Source organism: Microbacterium sp. NPDC055665, from assembly GCF_053618035.1.
In genome coordinates this window covers 20324-42883 of the sequence record NZ_JBSHGY010000007.1, presented here as the reverse complement: position 1 = coordinate 42883, position 22560 = coordinate 20324, and the positions used below count along the sequence as shown (strand labels likewise).

22 protein-coding genes are annotated in these 22560 nt (G+C 69.3%); 9 read left to right on the top strand and 13 right to left on the bottom strand.

Going from position 1 to position 22560, the window contains the following annotated elements:
- Positions 1-35: 35 nt before the first annotated feature.
- Positions 36-1025, bottom strand: coding sequence for a malate dehydrogenase (locus tag ACWGO6_RS15040; protein WP_136041000.1), 990 nt, complete (start codon positions 1023-1025; stop codon positions 36-38).
- A 51-nt stretch (positions 1026-1076) separates the two neighbouring features.
- Here ACWGO6_RS15040 and ACWGO6_RS15035 point away from each other — a divergent pair, with 51 nt between their 5' ends.
- Positions 1077-1961, top strand: a complete 885-nt coding sequence (locus tag ACWGO6_RS15035) for a neutral zinc metallopeptidase (protein WP_136040999.1) — start codon at positions 1077-1079, stop codon at positions 1959-1961.
- Positions 1962-2019: 58 nt separating this feature from the next.
- Entirely contained in the window at positions 2020-3000 is a 981-nt protein-coding gene (gene pip, locus ACWGO6_RS15030; protein ID WP_136040998.1) for a prolyl aminopeptidase, read from the top strand.
- Between the two features lie 9 nt (positions 3001-3009).
- On the opposite strand, the gene ACWGO6_RS15025 is transcribed toward pip, so the two are convergent.
- The 6 genes from ACWGO6_RS15025 to ACWGO6_RS15000 form a co-directional block, all read right to left on the bottom strand.
- The gene (locus tag ACWGO6_RS15025) at positions 3010-4821 is read right to left on the bottom strand and encodes an aldehyde dehydrogenase family protein (protein WP_452327102.1); all 1812 of its coding nucleotides are present in this window, start codon (positions 4819-4821) and stop codon (positions 3010-3012) included.
- A gap of 28 nt (positions 4822-4849) precedes the next feature.
- The gene (locus tag ACWGO6_RS15020; RefSeq protein WP_452327101.1) at positions 4850-6244 is read right to left on the bottom strand and encodes an MFS transporter; all 1395 of its coding nucleotides are present in this window, start codon (positions 6242-6244) and stop codon (positions 4850-4852) included.
- A 31-nt stretch (positions 6245-6275) separates the two neighbouring features.
- Positions 6276-6539 carry a glutaredoxin family protein gene (locus tag ACWGO6_RS15015; protein ID WP_136040996.1) on the bottom strand — a complete coding sequence of 88 codons (264 nt, stop codon included), beginning with the start codon at positions 6537-6539 and terminating at the stop codon, positions 6276-6278.
- Between the two features lie 68 nt (positions 6540-6607).
- Complete coding sequence (locus ACWGO6_RS15010) at positions 6608-7504, bottom strand: alpha/beta fold hydrolase (RefSeq protein WP_452327100.1); 897 nt, start codon at positions 7502-7504, stop codon at positions 6608-6610.
- On the bottom strand, positions 7501-8478 hold the full coding sequence (locus tag ACWGO6_RS15005) for a cation transporter (RefSeq protein ID WP_136040994.1): 978 nt from the start codon (positions 8476-8478) through the stop codon (positions 7501-7503). The genes ACWGO6_RS15010 and ACWGO6_RS15005 overlap by 4 nt, the downstream gene beginning before the upstream one ends.
- Positions 8475-8975 (bottom strand): transglycosylase SLT domain-containing protein, encoded by a 501-nt coding sequence (locus ACWGO6_RS15000; protein ID WP_342589064.1) that lies wholly within the window; start codon positions 8973-8975, stop codon positions 8475-8477. The genes ACWGO6_RS15005 and ACWGO6_RS15000 overlap by 4 nt, the downstream gene beginning before the upstream one ends.
- A gap of 128 nt (positions 8976-9103) precedes the next feature.
- Here ACWGO6_RS15000 and ACWGO6_RS14995 point away from each other — a divergent pair, with 128 nt between their 5' ends.
- Positions 9104-9496 (top strand): SIP domain-containing protein, encoded by a 393-nt coding sequence (locus ACWGO6_RS14995; RefSeq protein WP_136040993.1) that lies wholly within the window; start codon positions 9104-9106, stop codon positions 9494-9496.
- Positions 9497-9521: 25 nt separating this feature from the next.
- Here the strand turns inward: ACWGO6_RS14995 and ACWGO6_RS14990 are convergent, their stop codons facing one another.
- Complete coding sequence (locus ACWGO6_RS14990) at positions 9522-9977, bottom strand: adenylyltransferase/cytidyltransferase family protein (protein ID WP_136040992.1); 456 nt, start codon at positions 9975-9977, stop codon at positions 9522-9524.
- A 120-nt stretch (positions 9978-10097) separates the two neighbouring features.
- Between ACWGO6_RS14990 and ACWGO6_RS14985 the strand changes: the two genes are divergently transcribed.
- Complete coding sequence (locus ACWGO6_RS14985; RefSeq protein ID WP_136040991.1) at positions 10098-11318, top strand: glycosyltransferase; 1221 nt, start codon at positions 10098-10100, stop codon at positions 11316-11318.
- On the opposite strand, the gene ACWGO6_RS14980 is transcribed toward ACWGO6_RS14985, so the two are convergent.
- Genes ACWGO6_RS14980 through rfbA form a run of 3 tightly spaced genes read right to left on the bottom strand, consistent with a single transcriptional unit; the run spans position 11315 to position 14597 of the window.
- The gene (locus ACWGO6_RS14980; RefSeq protein WP_136040990.1) at positions 11315-12730 is read right to left on the bottom strand and encodes a sugar nucleotide-binding protein; all 1416 of its coding nucleotides are present in this window, start codon (positions 12728-12730) and stop codon (positions 11315-11317) included. The two genes, ACWGO6_RS14985 and ACWGO6_RS14980, sit on opposite strands and share 4 nt — an antisense overlap.
- The gene (gene rfbB, locus ACWGO6_RS14975; RefSeq protein ID WP_452327099.1) at positions 12730-13728 is read right to left on the bottom strand and encodes a dTDP-glucose 4,6-dehydratase; all 999 of its coding nucleotides are present in this window, start codon (positions 13726-13728) and stop codon (positions 12730-12732) included. The genes ACWGO6_RS14980 and rfbB overlap by 1 nt, the downstream gene beginning before the upstream one ends.
- Complete coding sequence (gene rfbA, locus ACWGO6_RS14970; RefSeq protein WP_136040988.1) at positions 13725-14597, bottom strand: glucose-1-phosphate thymidylyltransferase RfbA; 873 nt, start codon at positions 14595-14597, stop codon at positions 13725-13727. Before rfbA ends, rfbB begins: the two co-directional genes overlap by 4 nt.
- A 216-nt stretch (positions 14598-14813) precedes the next feature.
- Between rfbA and ACWGO6_RS14965 the strand changes: the two genes are divergently transcribed.
- Entirely contained in the window at positions 14814-15836 is a 1023-nt protein-coding gene (locus tag ACWGO6_RS14965) for a glycosyltransferase family 4 protein (protein WP_136040987.1), read from the top strand.
- Positions 15837-15881: 45 nt separating this feature from the next.
- Here ACWGO6_RS14965 and ACWGO6_RS14960 read toward each other — a convergent pair whose 3' ends face one another.
- Positions 15882-17222, bottom strand: coding sequence for a phenylacetate--CoA ligase family protein (locus ACWGO6_RS14960; RefSeq protein WP_452327098.1), 1341 nt, complete (start codon positions 17220-17222; stop codon positions 15882-15884).
- Between the two features lie 45 nt (positions 17223-17267).
- On the bottom strand, positions 17268-19259 hold the full coding sequence (locus ACWGO6_RS14955) for a glycosyltransferase (protein ID WP_240744996.1): 1992 nt from the start codon (positions 19257-19259) through the stop codon (positions 17268-17270).
- 213 nt (positions 19260-19472) lie between these two features.
- On the opposite strand from ACWGO6_RS14955, the gene ACWGO6_RS14950 reads away from it, so the two are divergent.
- From ACWGO6_RS14950 to ACWGO6_RS14935, 4 genes are all read left to right on the top strand, one after another.
- The gene (locus ACWGO6_RS14950) at positions 19473-20426 is read left to right on the top strand and encodes a glycosyltransferase family 2 protein (RefSeq protein ID WP_452327097.1); all 954 of its coding nucleotides are present in this window, start codon (positions 19473-19475) and stop codon (positions 20424-20426) included.
- The gene (locus ACWGO6_RS14945) at positions 20417-21133 is read left to right on the top strand and encodes a CDP-alcohol phosphatidyltransferase family protein (protein ID WP_452327096.1); all 717 of its coding nucleotides are present in this window, start codon (positions 20417-20419) and stop codon (positions 21131-21133) included. The genes ACWGO6_RS14950 and ACWGO6_RS14945 overlap by 10 nt, the downstream gene beginning before the upstream one ends.
- On the top strand, positions 21130-21747 hold the full coding sequence (locus ACWGO6_RS14940) for an arsenate reductase/protein-tyrosine-phosphatase family protein (RefSeq protein ID WP_452327095.1): 618 nt from the start codon (positions 21130-21132) through the stop codon (positions 21745-21747). Before ACWGO6_RS14945 ends, ACWGO6_RS14940 begins: the two co-directional genes overlap by 4 nt.
- Before the next feature lie 178 nt (positions 21748-21925).
- Positions 21926-22477 carry a DUF4352 domain-containing protein gene (locus tag ACWGO6_RS14935; protein ID WP_452327094.1) on the top strand — a complete coding sequence of 184 codons (552 nt, stop codon included), beginning with the start codon at positions 21926-21928 and terminating at the stop codon, positions 22475-22477.
- The last annotated feature ends 83 nt before the right edge of the window (positions 22478-22560 follow it).

Sequence of the window (22560 nt, the reverse complement as noted above, 5' to 3'; positions counted from 1 at the left end):
TTCTGCCCTGTCGCAGAGTGCCGCGGTGACCCGATTCACAACAGGCCGAGTGCCTGAACCGTCTCGCGCTCCTGGATCAGTTCGGCAACGGACGCATCCACCCGCGCCCGCGCCCAGTCGCTCAGCTCGAGGCCTTCGACGATCTGCCACTCCCCATCCACGGAGCGCACGGGGAACGACGAGATGAGGCCCTCCGGCACGCCGTACTCGCCGTGCGATACGACGCCCGCCGAGGTCCATTCGTCGGTGCCGAGCACCCAGTCGCGGACATGGTCGATCGTCGCGCTCGCCGCGGAGGCCACCGACGACGATCCGCGCACCTCGATGATCTCCGCCCCGCGCTTGGCGACCCGCGGGATGAAGGTCGTCTCGAGCCAGGCCGGCACGTCGCCGACGATCTGCTCGAGTGCCTCTGCGACCGGCTTCCCGCCGACGGTCGCGTGCGAGATGTCGGGGAACTGCGTGGCCGAGTGGTTCCCCCAGATGGGCACCCGGCGCACGGTGTGCACGGGAACGCCGAGCGTCTGCGCCAGCTGGGCACGAGCCCGGTTCTCATCGAGCCGGGTCAGTGCGGTGAACCTCTCGGCGGGTACGCCATCGGCGGCCGCGGACGCGATCAGGGCGTTGGTGTTGGCGGGGTTGCCGACGACCGTGACGCGCACGCCGGATGCTGCGTTCGCCGCGATGGCCGCTCCCTGCGGGCCGAAGATGCCGGCGTTGGCCGCGAGCAGGTCGGCGCGCTCCATGCCGGGTCCGCGCGGGCGGGCGCCCACGAGCAGCGCGAGGTCGGTTCCATCGAACCCCACGGCGGCGTCATCGGTCACCTCGACGTGCTCGAGCAGCCCGAACGCGCCGTCCTGCAGCTCGAGCGCCGCACCCTCCGCGGCGCCGAGTCCCTGCGGGATCTCCAGCAGCCGCAGCCGCACCTTCTCATCCGGTCCGAGCAGGTCGCCCGCCGCGATGCGGAACAGCAGTGCGTAGCCGATCTGTCCGCCCGCGCCGGTGATGGTGATCGTGGTCGTCATGCTCCGAGCCTACGACCGTTCTCCGGTCCCCGCGCGGAGTACCCTCGACGCATGACCTTCAATCCCGACGCCGACATCTCGGGCAACACCACGCGTCGCCGCGGCCGCAACGGAGCCATCGCGGGAGGCGTCGGCGTGGGCGTGCTCGGCATCATCGCGCTCATCGCCGGACCGCTGCTCGGCATCGATCTGACCGGACTGATCGGCGGCGGGGCACCGAGCGGAGGCGACGAGCCGGCCGGGGGATCGGTCATCGAGAACTGCGACACCGGCGCGCAGGCGAACGCCGACGTCGACTGCCGCATGGCGGGTGCGCAGCTCGTGCTCGACGAGTTCTGGGCCGACGAGGTCGAGGGGTACCGCAAGCCCGGATTCATCGTGGTCGACGGTGCGACGAACACCGCTTGCGGCACGGCATCCAACGCGGTCGGGCCGTTCTTCTGCCCGGGCGACGAGACGGTCTACATCGACCCGACATTCTTCCAGCTGATGCAGGAGCAGTTCGGCGCATCCGCTGGCGAACTCGCCCAGCTCTACATCGTCGGGCACGAGTGGGGCCACCACATCCAGTGGATCACCGGGGTCATGGACGACTACCCGAACAACGGCACCGGTCCCGGAAGCAACGGCGTCCGCACGGAACTGCAGGCCGACTGCTACGCGGGTGCCTGGATCGGACGGATCTCGGAGGAGAAGGACAAGAAGGGCGTCCCGTACCTCCAGCCGACCACGGAGAAGCAGCGCGTCGATGCGCTGAACGCGGCGTTCGCGGTGGGCGACGACCACATCCAGGAGCAGTCCGGCTTCTCGAACCCGGAGAGCTGGACGCACGGCTCCAGCGAGCAGCGGCAGCGCTGGTTCGCCGAGGGTTATCAGAACGGACTCGGCGTCTGCGAGCAGGTGCTGACGCTGCCAGCCGATCAGCTCGACCCGTAGTGCCGCACGCGAACCGCTACCGTTGACGAAGGAGTCAGCACGACCGGTTGGGGGACCGATGAAGAAGAAGACGACGGATGCACTGTATCCACCGATCGAACCGCACGAGACCGGGGAACTGCTCGTCGGCGACGGCCACCGTGTCTACTGGGAGGTCAGCGGCAACCCCGAGGGCAAGCCGGTGGTGTTCCTCCACGGCGGGCCCGGCAGCGGCACCTCGCCCTGGCAGCGCCGATTCTTCGACCCCGAGGTCTATCGCATCGTGCTGTTCGACCAGCGCGGCTGCGGACGCAGCACGCCGCACGCGAGCGCGCCCGACGCGGACTTCCGGTACATCACGACCGCGCACCTGATCGCCGACATCGAGCTGCTGCGCAAGAACCTCGGCATCGACAGCTGGCAGGTGTTCGGCGGGTCATGGGGGAGCGCCCTCGCGCTGGCGTATGCGCAGGCGCACCCGGATGCCGTGACCGAGCTCGTGCTCCGCGGGATCTTCACCCTGCGCCGCGCCGAGCTGGAGTGGTTCTACGAGGGCGGCGCCGCCGCGCTGTTCCCCGACCTCTGGGAGAGTTTCCTCGCGCCGATCCCGGTGCTCGAGCGTTCGCACATGATCGAGGCGTACCACCGGCGACTGTTCGACCCGGATCCCGCCGTGCACGTACCGGCTGCCGTCGCCTGGTCGAGCTGGGAGGCGGCGACCGTGACGCTGACCCCGGATGCCGCGCAGATCGCGGCGATGTCCGACCCCGAGAAGGCGACCGCGTTCGCCCGCATCGAGAACCACTTCTTCGTCCACCGCGGCTGGTGGGAGGAGGGGCAGCTGATCGCCGGGGTCGACGTCATCCGCCACATTCCGACCGTCATCGTCCAGGGGCGGCACGATGTCGCGACGCCGATGATGACCGCGTGGGACCTGCACCGCGCTTGGCCGGAGGCCGAGTTCGTCGTGGTCGACGATGCGGGTCACGCGGCCACCGAGCCCGGCACCCAGAAGGCGCTGCGCGCCGCGACCGACCGCTTCGCCCGCGCTGCCCGTTGAGTCTCGGCCTCAGGCCTGCAGTGCCTTCGTCAGCGTCTTCAGGAGTCCCATGACGCCGCCGTTCGCACGGTGGCGGGTCAGCCCCTCGCTCACGGCCGCTCCCGTGCGGGCCGAGACGAACCACGGCGGCTTCGGCAGGATCGTGAGGCGTCCGCCGCCGCCCTTCGACAAGCTCAGGGACCCAGCGATCCACCTCGGGAACGGGCGGAAGGGTCCGCGGAGCACGGAGCGCTCCACCCCGTCGAGCAGCAGCGCGTTGTGCACCACGCCGATGCCGCTGCCGACGTCGTCGATGGTGCCGCCCGGGAAGGCGCCCCAGGTGAGGGTCGGGGTGATGAAGCCGAAGGCGGTCCATCCGTTGATCGCGATCGAGCCGTAGCGCAGAGCCGTGATCGCGCGCTCGAAGCCGGCGCCGAGTGACTTCTCGGTCGCCGGATCGATCAGCAGGTTCGCGCCGAGTGTGCCCTGGAGCTTGTCGTTCGCGTGGGCGACGGCGGCGTCCAGGAACTCCTGGCCCGTACCGGGGACCGTGACCACGCCCAGCACCGGCGCGAAGTACTCGGTCGTCTCGAGCGCGGCGGCATCGTCGTCGGCGTCGATCTCGACGAGCAGTCGGTCTCCCAGCACGAGCGCGTCGGGGTAGGCATCGGTCGCGAGGTCCATCCGCGAGGGCGACCCCGGGTACCAGATGGGCCGCTCGGGGGCATTGGCGTACGCACGGCGCAGCGCGGCGCGGAACGCATCGGCCTGGTCCCAATCCGACGACATGATGACGACCTGCCCGGCGATGCAGTTGTGGCCGGAGTTCTGCAGGCGCATGGTCGCGATGTGCTCGGCCTGGTAGGTGAGGTCGGCATCCGTCCAGGCGCCGGGCACCACGATGATGGGGGAGACCCCGCCGAGTTCGGCCGTGATCGGCTTCTTCAGCTGCGGGCGGTTCTCGCGGCGGCGGCGCTTCGTCGCTGCGGCGCCATCGCCCTTCGACGGCCCCCACACGATCGTGTCGAACGTCGCCGCGGAGCCGGTGATGTGCACGTGCACGAGCCCGGGATGGCCGGTGAGGTACGCGCCGACCGCCGGGCCGCCGCGGACGATGCGCAGCAGCCCCGGCTCGATGAGGGGCGCCAGTGCGCGCTTGTACACCGGCACCAGGGCGTCCTGCGTGGGGTTCACCTTCAGCAGCGTGGTGCGGTTGTGGGCGAGCAGTTCGTACAGCACGTCGAGGACCGGGATGGATGTCACGTTGCCTGCACCGAGCACGAGTCCGACGCCGCCCGGCTCGGTGGGGGTGCGCTGCGCGAGGCCGGCACCGGCTCGCGCGGCGTTCGGGGTGATGCCGGGCTCGAGCCAGACCTCGCCGGTGAAGCCGGACAGCAGGAACCGGTCGATGCCGGTCAGGGGGAAGGCGTGCACACGCGTGCGCCCGCCCGGGGCGCGGTCGATGGTGATGCCGTCGAGCGGGTTCATGCCCTTCGCCAGGCGGGAGAGCGTCTCGATGTAGGCATCGAGGGCGCCGAGCACGTTGTACGGCCCGCTCAGCCACTCCTCGCCGCGCAGCGGGTGCTGCCCGTCGAGCCCCTTGGACGCGGCCGCCGTGTTCGCCCAGTCCTCGGCCGTGGCGGCGACGCTCGTGCGCACCGCGCGGAGCAGGGTGACCCGCTGGGCGACGGTGAGGGCGGACCAGGTGCGCGATCCGGTCTGCAGGTCGTCGACCGCGGTGTCGAGGCGTTCCCGCTCGCCCTCGCTGAGCGACGCGGGCTGGCTCGTCGGCGTGCTCTTCGAGGCGGATGCAGGGGCGGGGGCTGTGCTCGCAGAAGTCATCGGCGTCTCCTTCGGACGGGATCCCAGCTTAGGCGTCGGAGGTTCCGACGGCCTCGATGTCGGCGCGACGCAGGCGGTAGCGCCGGAGCGTCAGCAGGCTCGCAGCCATCAGCACGGCGGGCAGGATGCTGAAGCTGAGCACGATGCCCGTGATCGCGGCATCCGGCTGCTCGACCGTGGTGCCCGCGACTGTCGAGATGTAACCGGTCGTCGCTAGCGTCAGTGACACCACGGTGGCGCCGAGTGCGAAGCCGACGGTCTCGCCCGCGGTCCAGATGCCGGTGAACGTTCCGGCCTGTCCCGGCCCGGTGGTGCGCTCGTCGTGGGAGATCACGTCGGGCAGCATCGCCATGGGCAGCGACTGGAGCCCGGCGTAGGCGATGCCGGCGACCGCGACCGAGGCGTAGATCCAAGCGCCGGGCGCCCAGACCGCGAACACGAGGGTCGCCGCGGCGGCGGTGAACAGGATGCTGGCCATCGCGAACGCCCGCTCTTTGCCGACGCGCCGCGCGATGACGGTCCAGGCCGGTGTCGCGAGGAGCGCGGGCCCGACGAGGGCGACGAACACGAACGTCACGGCGTCCTCGCTGCGCAGCACCCACGTCGCGACGTACTGCGCACCGGCGAGCATCGTGCCGGTGGCGAGCGCCTGCAGCACGAACGTGCCCAGCAGGGCGCGGAACGGCTGGCTGCGGCGCAACGCGCGGAAACCCGACATGTACTGATCGCGCCAGGTCGAGTCGGCGATCGCGGCGGCCGGTGCCGCCTCGGTGCGCCGGGCGGCGACGGTCGCCGTCCGGGAGGCGATCAGCATGCCGAGCCCGATCACGACGCCCGAGGCGACGCCCATCAGGAGGTACCCCACGACGGGGTCGTCGCCGGCGTTGCGCAGCGCGGGGCCGCCGGCGCCGAACAGCAGGATCGCCGCGGTGAGCACGACCACGCGCCAGCCGAGCAGCCGGGTGCGCTCGTCGTAGTCGCCGGTCAGTTCCGCGGGTAGCGCGACATACGGCACCTGGAAAAGGCTGAACGCGGTCGCCGTGGCGAGGAACGCGAGCAGCACGCTGATCGCCCCGGCGACCGGGCCCCAGGACGGCGGCACGGCGAACGTGAGCGCGAAGAACAGGGGGAGGGCCAGGGCGCCGGTCACCATGAAGCCCCGACGGGATCCGGTGCGGGCGAGCTGACGGTCCGACGCGGCGCCGATCAACGGGTCGATCAGGACGTCCCAGATCTTCGCGGCGGTGACGATGAGTCCGGCCGCCAGCGCGGCGACACCGAGGTTGTCGGTGAGGAAGTACGTCAGCACCAGCCCGGGCAGGGTGGCGTAGCCGCCGGTCCCCAGCGACCCGATCGCGTACAGCACGATCGTGCGCGGGGAGAGGCGGACGGATGCTCGTTCGGGCCGAGCCTCAGTGCTCATCGCGCCAGTGTAGCGGCGCGATGAGGGGCGCTCAGATCAGTGCGAGCTCGCGCAGCTTCGACTCGACATCGGCGTTCGACGGCTCGACGTGGTGCGAGGCGTCGGGGTACACGACGACCGGGATGTTCGTGCGACCGGAGATCTCCTTCGCGAGGTCCGCGGCGGCGGGCTCGGCGACGAGGTCGATGTAGGTGTACTCGACACCGAGCGCATCGAGCTGCTTCTTGGTGCGGATGCAGTCGCGGCACCAGTCGGCGCCGAACATCGTGATGGTGTCGGAGGCAGCAGAAGTCATGCTTCCAGCCTACGGCCGCCGGGATGGGGTGGCGCTGAGAGCGGGCCGGGGTCTCGCGAGGGGGGGGCTCAGCCGAAGAATCGTCCGAGCGCTGCAGCGACGGCCGGAGCAGCCTCCTCCGCCATGTGATGTCCGCTGTCGATGGCGAAGCCGACGGGTTCCGTGGCCCAGTCGCTCCAGATCTGGAGCGGGTCGCCGTAGAGGGCTTCGAGGTCGTCTCGCTTCGACCACAGCACGAGGGTCGATGCCTGGACGCGGCGACCGGCGGTGCGGTCGGCTTCCTCGTGGTCGCGGTCGACGGTGAGGCCGGCGCGGTAGTCCTCGAGCATCGCGCGGACGACTCGCGGGTCCTGCACCGCCGTCATGAGTTCGGCATGGTTCGCCTCTCCCATGGTCGCCGGGTCGGCCTTGGGTGAATACCAGGCGCCGGGGTCGGCGCCGATCACGCGTTCCGGGATGTCCGGTTGGGCGAAGAAGAACCAGTGCCACCAGCTCATCGCGAACGTCGCGTCCACACGTCGGAGGTGTTCGCTGATCGGGATGCAGTCCATGACGGCGAGGCGGTCCACGACCTGCGGGTGATCCAGGGCGAGACGCAGAGCGACGTAGCTTCCCCTGTCATGCCCGGCGAGGTGGAAGTGGTCATGGCCGAGCTGTCGCGCGACCTCGACGATGTCCGTGGCGACGGCCCGCTTGGAATGCGCGGTGTGATCGGCGGTGGGTGCCGGTCCGCGGGATCGGCCGTAGCCGCGAAGGTCCGGGCAGATGACATGGAAGCCGCGATCCACGAGCAGCGGGGCGACGCGATGCCAGGTGGCCGAGGTTCGCGGATGCCCGTGCAGCAGCACCACCGGCGGGCCGGAGCCCCCGTGCCGCACGAAGATCTCCGCGGCGTCCGTCGTGATCGACGTCGTGGCGAAGCCCGGGAAGAGCGCGTCCTCCTGATCCGGGCCCGGGTGACTCATCGACCCCTGTCCACTTCTTCGGGCAGATGCTCCACGGGGATCACGACCACGTCCTGCATCTTCCAGTCGATGTCGGCGATCCCCTCCGCAGCGGCGGTGAGGTCGTCCAGCGGCACCTTTCGTCGATGCGGCACGACGAAGGCCTCGATGTGGAAGACCTGACCCTGATCGCGCATCCGGACGCCGGCCTGCGCGACCCAGGGCCGACTCCGCAGGTACGACACGATGTCGGCGGCGAGCGGATGCGGGTGCTTGCTGTCGTAGGTGCGGGCGCGCTGATCCATGAGGTCCACCACGGCCGTCCTGGTGTTGCGGAAGCCGTCCCAGATGATGCCGAGGGAGATGAACAGGGCTGCCGCGCCGTCCAGCCACCACGCGCCGACGCCGATGCCGAGCACGCCGACGACCGACGCCACCGTGGTCTGCCAGTCCGCCTTCGCCATGTCGGCGTCGGCGTACAGCAGCTTGTTGTGCAGCACGGGAGCGAGCTTGGACTTCGCGGGGCCGTAGAAGAACACGGGCCCGATGATCACGACCACCATGACGCTCACCATGAGCCACCCGAGCCAGATCGTCTGCCCGAACAGCTGCACGGTGCCGATCGTGGGATGCTCGGCCGCGATCAGGCCGGTCACGGCCTCGACGGCGAGGTTCAGGCCCACGGCGAGCAGCGCCACTCCGGCGACGAGATGCCCGACGCCCATCGCCCGGTGCAGGCCGTATGGGTGCTTCTTCGTGGGGCGGCGTCGTACGAAGATCAGCGCCGTCAGAAAGGCGAACTGCGGGATCAGGGAGAGCATGTCCTCGATCCAGGCTGTCCGCATGGCTTGCGACTCACCGACCACGAGGGCGATCACGGCGATCGTGATGGAGGTGTAGACGATCGTGAAGATCTCCCACTTGACCGCGCGACGAATCGCGCGCGCCTGCTCGGCGGGCAGGGTGGTGCGGCCGAACTGCCGGGTCTCGGTCATCCGCCGACCTCCTCGTCGAGGAAGGTCTCCAGGGTCGACAGGAAGGCGTTCTCGCCGAGCGGCACCAGCATCACGAGTTCGCGACCCTCGGCGCCCTCGATCCCGCGATAGCCTCGCGTGACGCCGGCCTTGTCGACCCAGGGGGTGTCGGGGGTGATGCCGCCGGCGATGAGGTCGAGCTCTCCCGCCTCGAGCTCTTTCACCAGCGTCTCCTCGGACGCGACGGTCCAGTCGGTCTCGGCGTCGATGCTGTCGGCGAAGCGATCCACGAGGTCGACGATCGCGCCGGAGGGGCTGTCGCCGCTCACCTCCACCAGCTCGCCATCCGGGGACGTGCCGACGCGGAGCACTCCGCCCGTCACGGAGTCCAGGGTGCCGTCGGGGTCGGTGGGAACGGTGAGCCCGCACCCGGAGAGCAGCGCGACGACGGCGACCCCGGCGAGGAAAGACACGGGGCGTCGAATGCGCCGTCGGTGCGGCATCTCAGATCTGTCCACACTCCGAGGGTGCTCTGCGCGGCATCGTCGTGCAAAGGCGTTGACGAGCGCCTTTGCCGACCGCTAGAGCCGCGCCGATCACGGACCATCCCTTGTGAGTAAGGGTACCCTTACCTATACTCGAAGCCATGAGCAGCGCATGCGAGCACCTGCAGGATCCCGACTGGGACGACATCGAAGGTGCCGTGCTCATCGCCGGCGACGCGGCCGATGCCGGCCTCATCGCGAGCATCGCGGCGCGGCTGCCGTGGGACGCGCAGGGCGTGATCCTCCTCGAAGCCGCGGCGCGTATCCAGTTCCGTCACATCGACGTGCCCGAGGGGGTGTCGGTGCGCTGGCTGGTGCGCGGTGACGGCATCCGTGCGCACACACGTGGCGAGCGGCTGGCCAATGCCGTGCATTCCTGGTGCGTCGAGTGGACCTGCTCCGAGCCGCCGTCGCAGTGGACGGTCTGGCTCGGGCCGCACACGCCGCCGCACGTCGCGCGGATGGCGCGCAGCCTGCTCGGCGTCGCGAACTGAGCGATCCGGGGATGTGCCCCGGGTGTCAGCGACTTGCGGCGAGGGCGGGCGCGCTCGCGCCGGCGGTGATCGCGTCGAGCGCGCGGCGCAGCGACGAGCTCGACGTGTGCGCCGTGTACGGGAAGTAGACGACCTCGACCCCGACCTCGGCGAACTCGCTCTCCAGGCGCAGCCCCTTGTCGGTTCCGCGCCAGTCATCGCCCTTGAAGAAGTGCGTGAACTGCACGTCGCGCCACGAGTCCATCTTCGACGGCGTCGTCTCGACGTAGACGTCGTCGACGAACGAGATGTGCTTCACGATCTCCGCACGCTCCGCGGTCGGGATGACGGGCTCGATGCCCTTCACCTGACGCAGCATCTCGTCGCTGACGACGCCTGCGATCAGAATGTCGCAGTGCTGCTTGGCGTGACGAAGTAGATTCAGATGCCCGACGTGAAACAGGTCGAAAGCACCAACGGCGTAGCCGATACGCGTCCCCATGATCTCCCCAGATCAGTAATTCCCCAGTAAACGGATCCCCATCCGCTTCGCGACTCCCACAGCCGCAGTTCGACAGTCTAGCAGATCTGGGTTTCGTTCCCCACAGCAACCCATGGAACGATGGAGGCCGCACGCGGTGCGTGCGCGGAACAGGGGGCTGACGTGGGGACACCGGTCACGGTCATCGTGCCGACGTTCAACGAACGTGAGAACGTCGCGGAACTCGTCGCCCGCACCGCCGCCGCGCTCGCCGGATGGGACGCCGAGGTGCTGTTCGTCGACGACAGCACCGACGACACCGCCGCCGAGGTCGAACGGGTCGCGGTCGACGCCCCGATTCCCGTGCGGGTCATCCACCGCACCGACAACAGAGGCGGACTCGGCGGGGCCGTAGCCGTCGGACTCGAGGCCGCGGCATCGGATGTCTGCATCGTCATGGACGGCGATCTGCAGCATCCGCCCGAGCTCCTTCCCATCCTGCTGGAGCGGTTCGCGCAGGGTGACACCGACCTCGTCGCCGCGTCCCGCTACATCGGCGGAGGCGACACGAGCGGGCTCGGCACGGCCGTGCGCTTCGGTGTCTCCCGCGTGGCGACGTGGCTGACCAGGGCGATGTTCCCCATCCGCCTCGCGCGCAGCACCGACCCGATGACCGGCTTCTTCCTCGTCGACCGCCGTCAGCTCGACCTGTCGGCGCTCCAGCCGCAGGGCTTCAAGATCCTCCTCGAGATCCTCGCGCGCAATGATCTGCGCATCGCCGAGGTGCCGATGGAGTTCGGCGAGCGCCGGCACGGCACGTCCAAGGCGAGTCTGCGCCAGGGGGCGACCTTCATCGCGCACCTCGCCCGCCTGCGCTTCGGGAAGATGTCGCTGTTCGCGCTCATCGGCGTGATCGGCGCGGCCGCGAACCTCGGCATCATGTGGGCGCTCACCGCCGCGGGCGTGCCGTACGTCTGGGCGGCCATCATCGGGGCCGAGGTCACGATAATCGGCAACTTCCTGCTGCAGGAGCGGTTCGTGTTCGCCGACATGCGCACGGATGCCCGCGCCCTCGGCATCCGCTTCGCCAGCTCCTTCGCGTTCAACAACGTCGAGGCCGCGCTGCGGATCCCGGTGATGGCGCTCATGGTCGAGTCCTGGCACATCTCGAGCGTGCTCGCGACGGCGCTCTCGCTGATCGTCGCGTTCTTCGCCCGGTTCCTGTTCCACTCGCTCGTCGTCTACGCGCCGCAGCGGCGGCGCAAGGGCGATGCCGCGGGGGCCGAGCCGCCGACGGATACCGCCGCCCTGCGGGTCATCCGCGCGATCGATGCCGAGGCGATGAAGCCGGGTGAGCTCTAGCTGCTCGCGGCGAGGTACGCCTCGAGGGCGGCATCCGCGTCCCGCGGCGTCCATCCCGTCGCCTGGATGCGGTCGAGGTCCAGCACGCTGTTGAGCGGGCGCGGGGCGATCGGGCCCGTCTGATCGGCGAAGTACTCCGTCGTAGTCACATCCGTCACGGCGGACGGGTCGTGCCCGGTCAGGCGGTACACGGCGCGCGCGATGTCGGCCCACGACCGCGGCTCTCCCGCACCGGTCACGTTGTAGACGCCGGAGGGCGCAGCGGTCGACAGCAGGTGCAGGATCGCCGAGGCCAGATCTTCGGTGAAGGTCAGGCGCCCGATCTGGTCGCCGACGACCCGAGGAGAGATGCCCCGCTCGGCGAGCGATGCCATCGTGCGCACGAAGTTGCGCCCCTCGCCGATGACCCACGATGTGCGGACGATGTAGTGCCGCGGAACCGTGGCGGCGACCGCGTCGCCGGCCGCCTTCGTCTGCCCGTAGACCCCGAGCGGTCGCACCGGGTCGGTCTCGGTGTACGCGCTCGACTTCGTGCCGTCGAACACGTAGTCGCTGGAGACGTGCACGAGGGTGATGCCGTTCTCGGTGGCGATGCGCGCCAATGCGGTCACGCCGGTGACGTTCGACGACCAGGCGTCGCCGCGTCCGTCGTCGGTCTCGGCGAGATCGACCGCGGTGTAGGCGGCGGCGTTGATGATCGCGCGGTAGTCGCGCCAGCGTCGCGCCGTGGCCAGGTCGTCGGCCCGCAGATCGAGCGTCTCCCGCGTCGTGTACTCCACGTGCTCGGCGTCACCGAGAGCTGCGCGCAGCGCGAGTCCGAGCTGGCCGGCGCCGCCGAGGACGAGGATCTTCTTCGGTCCGATCGGCGTCACGTCGGCGAGGCGCGGGTGCGCGAGGTCCTTGGCCGAGACCTCGACGTCGGCGAGCGGGATCGGCCACGCGATCGCCGCGGTCTCGTCCGCGAGGTTCAGGAACGAGTACTCGGCGTCGGGCGACCAGTGGTCGTTGACGAGGTAGGTGTAGGCGGTGTCCGCCTCGAGGGTCTGATACGAGTTGCCGACGCCGCGGGGCACCAGGATCGCGCGCGACGGGTCGATCTCCGTCGTGAAGACCGTGCCGAACGTGTCGCCCGCGCGAAGATCGACCCAGGCGCCGAAGATCTTCCCGGTCGCGACCGAGACCCACTTGTCCCAGGGCTCCGCATGGATGCCGCGCGTGGTGCCGACCGCATCGTTGAAGGAGATGTTGTTCTGCACCGGACCGAAGTCCGGGAGCCCGGCGGCGACCATCTTCTCGCGCTGCCAGTTCTCCTTGAACCATCCGCGAGAATCCCCGTGCACGGGCAGGTCCACGACGAGCAGGCCGGGGATCGGCGTCTCGGTGACCGTGAGCGCCTTGCCGAACTCCGTCATCACTGGCCCTTCGCCGCGTAGAACGACTCGGTCGCGTCCTTCGCCGGCGCCCACCAGTCCTCATTCTCCCGGTACCAGTCGATGGTCGAGGCGAGGCCCGACTCGAAGTCGGAGAACTGCGGCGCCCAGCCGAGCTCGGTGCGGAGCTTCGTGGAGTCGATCGCGTAGCGCAGGTCGTGACCGGCGCGATCGGTCACGTGGTCGTAGGCGTCCGCCGGCTGCCCCATCTGCGTGAGGATGAGCTCGACGACCGACTTGTTGTCCTTCTCGCCGTCGGCGCCGATCAGGTACGTCTCGCCGATCTCGCCCTTGTCGAGGATCGTGAGCACGGCGGAGGAGTGATCGTCGGCGTGGATCCAGTCGCGCACGTTCTGGCCCGCGCCGTAGAGCTTCGGACGGATGCCGCGGAGCACGTTGCTGATCTGACGCGGGATGAACTTCTCGACGTGCTGGTAGGGGCCGTAGTTGTTCGAGCAGTTCGAGATCGTCGCCTGCACTCCGAACGACCGCACCCACGCGCGCACCAGGAGGTCGCTGCCCGCCTTCGTCGACGAGTACGGCGACGAGGGGTTGTACGGGGTGTTCTCGGTGAAGCGCTGCGGGTCGTCGAGCTCCAGATCGCCGTACACCTCGTCGGTCGAGATGTGGTGGAAGCGGCGCTCGTGCCGGCGCGCGGCCTCGAGCAGCGTGTACGTGCCGATGATGTTGGTGTCGAGGAAGGGCCGCGGGTCGTGCAGCGAGTTGTCGTTGTGCGACTCCGCCGCGTAGTGCACGACCGCGTCGGTCTTCGCGAAGAGCGCGTCGACGAGCTCGGCATCGGCGATGTCGCCCTCGACGAGTTCGACCCGGTCGGCGGGGAGCCCGGCGAGCGACGCGCGGTTGCCCGCGTAGGTCAGCTTGTCGAGCACGGTCACGTGCGCGTCGGTGTGCGCCACGACATGGTGCACGAAGTTCGATCCGATGAAACCGGCGCCGCCGGTCACGAGCAGCCGGGTCATCGCTTTCCTCGTTCCAGGAGTTCGAGCAGGTAGGAGCCGTAGCCCGACTTCACGAGCGCCTCGGCTCGTACCCGCAGTTCGTCGTCGTCGAGGAATCCCTGGCGCCAGGCGACCTCTTCGGGCACACCGATCTTCATGCCGGTGCGGCGCTCCATCGTGCGCACGTAGTCGGCGGCATCCGTCATCTGATCGAACGTCCCGGTGTCGAGCCAGGCGGTGCCGCGGGGCAGCACCTCGACCTGGAGTTTGCCGCGCTCGAGGTACTCGCGGTTGACGTCGGTGATCTCGTATTCGCCGCGCGCGCTCGGCGCGAGGTCGCGAGCGATGGCGATCACGTCGTTGTCGTAGAAGTACAGTCCGGGCACCGCGTAGTTGCTCTGCGGTTGCTTGGGCTTCTCTTCGAGCGAGATCGCCTGGCCGGCGTCGTCGAACGCCACGACGCCGTACGCCTCCGGCTCGGCCACCCAGTAGGCGAAGACCGCGCCGCCGTCGATGTCGGCGAAGCGCTTGAGCTGCGTGCCGAGGCCCGGGCCGTAGAGCAGGTTGTCGCCGAGGACGAGCGCCACGCTGTCGTCGCCGATGAAGTCGGCACCGATCGTGAACGCCTGCGCGAGTCCGTCCGGCGACTGCTGCTGCGCGAACGTCAGCGAGATCCCGAACTGCGAGCCGTCTCCGAGGAGTCGTTCGAAGTGGGCGGCGTCGTGCGGGGTGGTGATGACGAGGATGTCGCGGATCCCGGCGAGCATCAGCGTCGACAGCGGGTAGTAGACCATCGGCTTGTCGTAGACCGGGATCAGCTGCTTCGAGACCCCCAGCGTGATCGGATGCAGTCGCGTGCCCGAACCGCCCGCCAGAATGATGCCCTTCATGATCCCCCTCGTGAAAACGTCGATGTCCATGGTGGCGTCACAGAAGGGACGGCCATCCCCTGCCGTCCGACGACCCCCACAGTCGTACGCTCGACTCTAGCGGGTCGCATCGCCGCATGGTGGGCGGATGCTGTGACGGCCGCGGGCTGAGCCGAGCAGCTGCCCTGCGGAAATCGACCCTTGTCAGGAATCGAGCCGGGGGTCCATAGTTGGCTCGTGGAATCCGAGGATGGGGCCTCGCTGTCTCTCACCTGGGCTCATCGCGCCGAACAGTCGGCGCCGGCCTGGGCGCAGAGCCATGCCAGGGGCGAGGTGCCGAGCGTGTGGCCGTACGGACTGGACGCGCTGCGTGATCATGCGGCCGTGAAGGTGATCGATCTCCCGCCGCCCGGTCGAGTTCCTCGTGTGCGAGCGCGGCTGGGCATCGGGCCCCGCCCTGTCGAGGGGCTGGCGGTGTCCTGGGACGAGAACACCGCCTATCGCCTGCAGGTCCTGCGTCCCCGCGCGCGATTCGCCACCGGCGTGATCTGGCTCACAGACATGGCGCGGGCCGGGTCCACACCGCCGCGCCTGCTCTCGATGCTGAGCGGTGCGGAGTCCGCGTGGGTGCTCAGCGAAGCACAGGTCGACCCGCTCCGGGACCTGCTGGGGACCCGTGGTCCGCGGGTGTTCGCGATCCCGTTCGGCATCGACAGCGAATTCTTCGGCGCACGCCCTTCTCCGACGCAGCCGCGGATCGTCAGCGTCGGCAACGATCGTGACCGCGATCCGGTGACGCTCTACGCGGCGCTCGCGCGGGTGCTGGCTGCGCGACCGGACACGGAGGTCGTGGTGCAGACCGCTTCAGACCTCGTGCCGCCCAAGGGGGTGCGGGTGGTCCGGCACATGCCGCATGCGGAGCTCCGAGATCTCTATGCGACCGCCAGCGTCATCGTCGTCCCGACCAGACCGAACCTGCACGCCTCGGGCATGACGGTGGCTCTGGAAGCACTCGCGACAGCCCGTCCGGTCGTCGTCTCCGATACGCCCGGCATGGCGCAGTACGTGAGCGAGGGGCGGACCGGACACCTCGTGCCGCCCGGGGACGCGGAGGCACTCGCGGGCGCCGTGCTGCGGCTGCTCGACGACCCGGAACGTGCGGCCGAGCTCGGGCGGAACGGACGGATCGAGGTGGAGCGCAACTTCACGACGCAGATCATGGTCGCGGCGCTCGTGCAGGGGCTGCTGTCCCGGGCATGACAGCGGCGGTCACGCACCGAGACCCGGGCGCGACCGCCGCCGGAGTCACGTCGTGGTCGGCACGTCGCTGATGACGTACTTCGTCTTGCCGCCCGTGTAGGGCAGCGCGTCGACGTACTCGACGGTCACCGGCACCTCGTTCGCGATCCGCTCGCGCAGCGAGGTGACCGCGCTCTCGATCTGATCCCGCGCCTGCGCACCGTCGCCGACGACGACGCGGATGATGATCGAGTAGTCGGAGAGCTGATGGATCTGGAAGAGCCGGACTGCTTCCGGGTGTGCGGCGAACATCCCCATGAGGCGATGCGCGAGCACGGTCCCGCTGGGCAGACGGATCAGGTCCGTCGTCCGGCCCTGCGGCTGCTCCATGAGCGGAAGGGCGCGGCCGCAGCGACACGGTTCCCCTCGAAGGATGCCCTTGTCGCCCGTGCGATACCGGATCATGGGGAACACGCGATTGCGGAGATCCGTGATGACGAGGTCGCCCAGCTGGCCCGGGGCCGCGGGAGCGCCGTCTTCATCCACCACCTCGACACGTCGGACATCCGCGAACACGTGGAGCCCGTCGCGGTGGCCGCATTCGCCGGCGATCCACCCGAACTCGGAACCGCGGTACTCGTCGTAGACGGGCGCGCCGAAGACGGACTCGAGACGAGCGCGGACGGATGCCGTGAGCGGCGCAGCCGTCGTCGCGATCGCCGTCGGTGCGGGGACGGTCAGCTTTCGGCGTTCCAGGAAGTCGGCGAACTCCAGCATCGCTCCCACGTAGCCCTCGATCAGGCGCGGTCGGGTCGCCGTGAGCTGGCGATGGAACGTCTCCATGGTCTGCGCCGAGATGAGACCGGCGTCGAGATAGACCTGCTTGGTCGGCCACCAGGCCACGTCGTTCTTGAGGGTCGCCAGGCGGCCGAAGTTCCAGCGACCCACACGGGCGAGGTCGTCGGACGGCTCCACTCCCCACCAGGAGTACATCCGCCAGCTCAGCGCGAGCGACGGCACCCGGGCGTCGTGGAACGTGGCCAGCGGTTCCCCGGTGCTCCCCCCGGTCAGCGCCGGACGAGCGTTGGCGTCCGTCGCCTCGGCGGTGCGGAACTCCGCCGCGTGCTGTTTCACCGTGGCGCGATCGAGGATCGGCAGCGCCGCCCACGCCTCCGGATCGATCAGGGAGTTCGGGCGGATGCCGAGCTCGCCGTAGTGCCGGCCGTAGAACGGCGAGGACTTCATGGCGAACGCCGCGATGTCGCGTGCGAGCCCGTTCTGCATCTGAGCGAACTCGTCCGGCGAGAGGCGCTCGTTCGCCAGGAGCTCGCGGTGGAACGAACCCGCTTTCGCGCGCACGGTCGCTGCTTTCGCGCGGAAGAACGCGCGTCTCATCGGTGTGGACATCAATACAGCCTCTCGTCGTCGAAGGAAGCGCTCGTCGGATCCGGCTCAGTCGCGCCGTCGTTTGTGGACGACGGCCTCGCGGAACGCGTCACGGTGCGCGCGGCCGGCATCGGCCCACTCGCGGCGCGACAGGTCGGGCGAGCCCGTCAGCGTCGACACGGCATGCCACGCCTCGACGACCGTCGAGGCGTCCAGGTCGCCGTCGTACATGAGCACCCATTCCGGACCGACCTCGCGCGCGAGCGCCTCGTTCGCCTCGTTGCGCGGCACCAGCACCGGACGTGCCATCGACAAGGCGGCGAGGACGCTGCCGGAGTTGTGCATGAAGCGGTAGGCCAGCACGATGAGCTCGGACGAGGTCGCGAGTTGGACGAGCTCGGCATCGCTCAGGAAGTCGAGGTGCAGCTCGACACCCGGAAGGCCCGCGGTCCGGGCGCGCAGGTCGTCCCCGAGCTCGGGGGTGGACGGGCGTCCCCCGATCTTCAGGCTCAGTGTCGGCTCGGTCTCGACGGCCTCCGCGTACGCGTCGATGAACCCTTCCAGGCCCTTGTAGCGGCGGACCCCGCCGAAGGATCCGAGTCGTCCGGGCACGCGCTCGGCGGAAGGGAATTTCGCATACCAGTCGCGGTAGTGGCCGTGCAGGATCAGACTGTGCGGTGTCCCCGGAGGCAGCGGCGTCGTCTCGTTGATGAGGATCCGGTAATCCGTGTGGCGGTCGATGAAGCGCAGCAGCCACAGTCGCGGTGCGTTGTCGTCGGGGAGCTCGATGTTGTGCACGGTGCGCACCACCGCGATGCGCCGTGACAGGCGGTGCCGGGCGACGAGCGCCGTCGTGAGGAGGTACTTCCCAGTCGACTTCCACCAGCTCGAGCCGTGCAGCTTGGCCTCGGGCCAGTGCCAGTGGAAGGCGTCGTAGCGGCCGAAGAGGGCGGTCTTCCAGGAGAAGCGCAGGTGCACGAGCCCCTCGGTGGAACCCAGCGCCTCGTCGAGCATCTTGTTGTACGGGTTCGTCGTCGGGCGCGGCGCTCCGAGCGACTGCATCACGCGGATGGTCGATGCGGGGTCGGTCATGGTCGTGTCGTCCTCCGATGGGCGGCTGTACTCGTCATAGCGGCGGCCGAAGGCGGCTGCGACCATCCCGCGGCCGCGGTGCGCGATGCGGGTGCCTCTGGCGTGATGGTCGATGTTCGAGGTGACGGCGCCGAACGCCCGGCGAAGGACGCCGGCAACGATGCGGACGACACCGCCCAGGAATGCGCGTACGCGCAGTGCGCCTCGACGCAGCGCGCCCTCGGTCAGCTGCAGCTCGATCCGCGTGTTCGCGTTCGCCGAGCTGAACGCGCGCTGCGCGGCCCAGGATCTGCTGAGTCTCGCGGCGACGACGGGGTCCTCGGTCTCGGACTCGTTGCACCACACGATCAGGCCGCCTCGTCGCACCAGCTGCCGAGAGAAGAGGGTGTCCTCGCCGCCGCCGAGCCCGAGCGACTGATCGAAGCGGAGGCCGAGTCGACGGATGCAGCGGAGGTCGAGCAGGAGGTTCCCCGCCGCCGCGACCTCGAGCACGGTGCCGGTCTCCCGCGTGGGCCGACGAAAGGTTCCGGAGGTGAGCAGCCACGGGTCCACGTCCTCGTCGAAGATCGAGATCACGCGCCCCATCACCGCATCGGCACCGTGCTCGCGCCAGACCGTGAGGAGGGAGGAGAGCCAGTGCTCCCGCGGGATCTCGTCGTCGTCGATGAAGGCGACCAGATCGCGCGCCTCGCATTCGTCCAGGATCCGGTTGCGGGCCGCGGCGATGCCGGGGGTCGGTTCGATGACGTATCGCACCGGCAGACCTGCGCGCTCCGCGACCTCTCGAGCGGAGCCGGCGGCGTCGTTGTCGACGACCAGCACATCGATCTCGACCCCGAGCTCCCCGCATTCCGCGATGCGCGGCGGGAGCGCGAGGAGCAGAGCCTCGAGCAGCTCCGGCCGTCGATAAGTGGGTATGCCGATCGTCACCGCGATCATGTCGCTCGATTCCCGTCCCCTGGTCATCCGCACCATCCCCCATGGCAGTCGTGCCATCCCCATGGCAGTCGCGCGCCTGACTGCGACGCCGGCTCATCGTACCGCGAACCTCGGATTTCCTTCCCCGCGTGGCCCTCTCGCGTATAGTCGTTCTCCTGGGAGTCGACGCCGGTCGCGACTCTGGGGAATTCGACCGGCGACCCGATGCGATCCGTGATGCGGATCCGGGGGGAGGATCACGTGTCGTTCGTCCACGGGCGCTTCGCCGTCGTCGTCGTGAACTATGCCTCGGCGGCGCTGCTGCGACGCAACCTGGTGGTCGTCGCGCGCGAGGCGCGAGCGATCGATCCGGACGTCTCGGTCATCGTGGTCGACAACTGGTCGAGCGCCGACGAGCGCCGTGCCGCCGAGGAGGTCGCCGCCGAGAACGACTGGCTGCTGATCTCGCCCGACACCAACTCGGGCTTCGGCGGAGGCGTCAACATCGGCGTGACCCGCGCGCTCGCCGAAGGGGCGACCGATATCCTCGTCATCAATCCGGATGCGCACATCGACCAGGAGTCGCTGCGGCTGCTCGCCTCCACCACGGCGAACGCACGCACGACTCTCGCGTCCCCGCGCATCTCGGACTCCGAAGGACGGACCTGGTTCGACGGCATCGACCTGCTGCTCGACGACGGCACCATGCGCGCTCGACGCCGGCGCATCGTCGGGGATGGTCGACCGTTCGAGCCCTGGCTGAGCGGGGCCTGCCTGTGGATCACGCGCGAGGTCTGGGAGCTCGCCGGCGGCTTCGACGACGACTACTTCCTGTACTGGGAGGACGTCGACTTCTCGAGGAAGGTGGTGTCGGCGGGTGGCTCGCTGGCGCTCGTCGAGGAGGCGAGCGCCGTGCACGACGAGGGCGGGACGCAGCGCTCCGGGCCGGAGCTGTCGCGAGCCAAATCCGAGACCTATTACTACTACAACATCCGCAATCGGATGCTCTTCGCCGTGCGTCACCTCGACGAGGCGGACGTGCGGCGCTGGCGTCGCTCGATCCCGCGGACGGCCCGAGAGGTGATCCTCCGCGGAGGACGTCGGCAGCTGATCCAGTCGGCCGCACCGATCCGTGCTTACTTCCGTGGAGTTCGCGAGGCGCGGCGGATCGCTCGTACGCAGGGGGCAGACCAGAAGGGCAGGAAATGGTCGTAGACGCTTACCACCGTCTCGCGCGTGCGCAGAAGGGGCACGCTCGCGGCGCGCCCGCGTACTCCGTATACGTGAATCGTCGGATCGGAAGAGTCCTCGCCGCTGTCGCGTACCGGATCGGTCTCACCCCGAACCAGGTCTCGATCATCAGCGCGGTGCACTCGTTCGTGGCCATCGGCCTCATCGCCTTCGGGCCGGTGAACGTGCCGATGGGCCTGCTGATCGCGCTGCTCCTCGTCCTCGGCTACGCGTGGGATTCCGCCGACGGGCAGGTCGCACGACTCCGGGGCGGAGGCAGCCCGCAGGGCGAGTGGCTCGATCACTTCATCGACACGCTGAAGATCGCGTCGCTCCATCTGGCGGTGCTGATCGGTCTCTATCGAGTGCTGCCCGACACCCCGCTGCTGCTGATCCCGATCGTGTTCAGCATCGTCGCGTCCACGACGTTCTCGGGCATGCTCCTCAACGACCTCCTCAAGGGCAAGCACGCGGTGGCGTCGACCCACGAACGCGGCGGCGGCACGCTCGTTCGATCGCTCATCCTGCTGCCGACCGATTTCGGTCTGGTCTGCCTCGTCTTCGTGCTCTGGGGCTGGACCTCGGCGTTCCTCATCGGATACGGCCTGCTCTGCGCCGCGGCGACCCTGTTCCTCGCGCTCGCCGCGGTCAAGTGGTTCCGCGAGATCGGAAGGCTGGGTGCCGACGCATGACCGGGGAGAAGATCCTGGTGGTCTGCGCCGCGAACGTCTGCCGGTCACCGTTGGCAGAACTCGCGCTGAGACGAGGGCTGGGGACTGAATCCTCCATCTCGGTCAGCAGTGCGGGCGTCCGGGCGAATGAGGGCGACGCGATCTGCACGCTGGTGTCCTCGCTTCATGACGACGAGGGCTGGGCGGCGCAGGTGGAGGCTCATCGAGCACGACCGGTCACCGTGGAGCTGATCGAGCAGTCCACCCTCGTCCTCGCGGCGTCGCGGGACATCCGAGGAGAGCTCGTGCGGCTCGCTCCACGCTCGCGCGACTGGATGTTCACGATCAAGGAGGCGGCGCACCTGGGAACGGGTTTCTCGTCTTCCGCGGCCGACCGGGTGGCGGAGTACGTCGCATACCTGGATCGCGCCCGCTCGCGATCGGTGCCGCTCGCCGTCTCGGACGGCGTCGGAAGCCGGGTCCGGCGGCTCTTCGGGAGCAGGGGCGCGGCGGACCCCAGCAGCATCGCGGATCGCCATGGCGGCCGCGGCCACCGGGAGACGGTCGCCGAAGTGGAAGCGGCGACGGCGACCGTCGTCGCTCAGCTGGGCGGGCACCGCAGACACGCGTCCTGAGTCGGCTCTTGTGGTTTCGCGATTCCCGCACTACGATTAGCCGACGCCGCGTTCTGCGTGGTTGAGGGGACCGAAGCCGAGGGGGCTTCGGGATGGGGAATCTGGGTTCTGGGGAGCTGCAGTGTTCAATGTTTCATCATGCCGTTCTGGGGACGGCTCTTCGCGCTCGAGACGCGCGGTGTTCATCGCGCCTCTGGTGGCGCTCGCGCTCGTGACGGCAGGCTGCACCGCAGCCCCCGAGGCCTCCGAGACGCCGACACCCGAGGGCACCAGCACCACCGACTGGACGCCGCCCGCTGACGATGAGGCCGCGGGGCCCACCGAGGCTCCGGCGCTGACGGAGGAGAGCGGCGCGCTCGACGAGCCGATCACCCTGTCCACCGACATGGTCGTCACCGTCGACGAGGTGTCGACCATCACCGTCGAGCCCGAGACACCGGGCGAGTACGCCGGTCCGGCCGTCGTCGTCGACGTCTCCGTGACCAACGACTCGGACCGGGCGCAGAGCATCGATTCCGCCGTCGTCAGCCTGACGGCGGACGACGGCGACATCGGAGTGGCCACCACTGCGGGGCCGAACGAGCCGCTGACGGGTGAGCTGGCTGCGGGGGCCGAGGCCACCGGCACCTATGTCTTCATGCTCGATCCGACAAAGGGACGCTCGGTCAAGATCAGCGTCAACTACGCCGCGGGAGAGCCGGTGGCGACGTTCGCCGGCACGCTGCCCTGACGAACGCGCTCCGGCGCACACATTCTCGAATCATCCTTTACAAGCACTTTCGTAATCTCACACATTCACAACACGTTCTGCGG

What these genes read in the sequence shown, in the direction of transcription:
- ACWGO6_RS14995 (WP_136040993.1), top strand. Translation starts at nt 9,104, where the DNA reads ATGAGCAGCGCATGCGAGCACCTGCAGGATCCCGACTGGGACGACATC.
- ACWGO6_RS15015 (WP_136040996.1), bottom strand. Translation starts at nt 6,539, where the DNA reads ATGACTTCTGCTGCCTCCGACACCATCACGATGTTCGGCGCCGACTGG.
- ACWGO6_RS14945 (WP_452327096.1), top strand. Translation starts at nt 20,417, where the DNA reads ATGGTCGTAGACGCTTACCACCGTCTCGCGCGTGCGCAGAAGGGGCAC.
- ACWGO6_RS14940 (WP_452327095.1), top strand. Translation starts at nt 21,130, where the DNA reads ATGACCGGGGAGAAGATCCTGGTGGTCTGCGCCGCGAACGTCTGCCGG.
- pip (WP_136040998.1), top strand. Translation starts at nt 2,020, where the DNA reads ATGAAGAAGAAGACGACGGATGCACTGTATCCACCGATCGAACCGCAC.
- ACWGO6_RS15005 (WP_136040994.1), bottom strand. Translation starts at nt 8,478, where the DNA reads ATGACCGAGACCCGGCAGTTCGGCCGCACCACCCTGCCCGCCGAGCAG.
- ACWGO6_RS15035 (WP_136040999.1), top strand. Translation starts at nt 1,077, where the DNA reads ATGACCTTCAATCCCGACGCCGACATCTCGGGCAACACCACGCGTCGC.
- ACWGO6_RS14955 (WP_240744996.1), bottom strand. Translation starts at nt 19,259, where the DNA reads ATGACCAGGGGACGGGAATCGAGCGACATGATCGCGGTGACGATCGGC.
- rfbA (WP_136040988.1), bottom strand. Translation starts at nt 14,597, where the DNA reads ATGAAGGGCATCATTCTGGCGGGCGGTTCGGGCACGCGACTGCATCCG.
- rfbB (WP_452327099.1), bottom strand. Translation starts at nt 13,728, where the DNA reads ATGACCCGGCTGCTCGTGACCGGCGGCGCCGGTTTCATCGGATCGAAC.
- ACWGO6_RS15025 (WP_452327102.1), bottom strand. Translation starts at nt 4,821, where the DNA reads ATGACTTCTGCGAGCACAGCCCCCGCCCCTGCATCCGCCTCGAAGAGC.
- ACWGO6_RS15010 (WP_452327100.1), bottom strand. Translation starts at nt 7,504, where the DNA reads ATGAGTCACCCGGGCCCGGATCAGGAGGACGCGCTCTTCCCGGGCTTC.
- ACWGO6_RS14960 (WP_452327098.1), bottom strand. Translation starts at nt 17,222, where the DNA reads ATGTCCACACCGATGAGACGCGCGTTCTTCCGCGCGAAAGCAGCGACC.
- ACWGO6_RS14985 (WP_136040991.1), top strand. Translation starts at nt 10,098, where the DNA reads ATGGAGGCCGCACGCGGTGCGTGCGCGGAACAGGGGGCTGACGTGGGG.
- ACWGO6_RS14990 (WP_136040992.1), bottom strand. Translation starts at nt 9,977, where the DNA reads ATGGGGACGCGTATCGGCTACGCCGTTGGTGCTTTCGACCTGTTTCAC.
- ACWGO6_RS15040 (WP_136041000.1), bottom strand. Translation starts at nt 1,025, where the DNA reads ATGACGACCACGATCACCATCACCGGCGCGGGCGGACAGATCGGCTAC.
- ACWGO6_RS15020 (WP_452327101.1), bottom strand. Translation starts at nt 6,244, where the DNA reads ATGAGCACTGAGGCTCGGCCCGAACGAGCATCCGTCCGCCTCTCCCCG.
- ACWGO6_RS14980 (WP_136040990.1), bottom strand. Translation starts at nt 12,730, where the DNA reads ATGACGGAGTTCGGCAAGGCGCTCACGGTCACCGAGACGCCGATCCCC.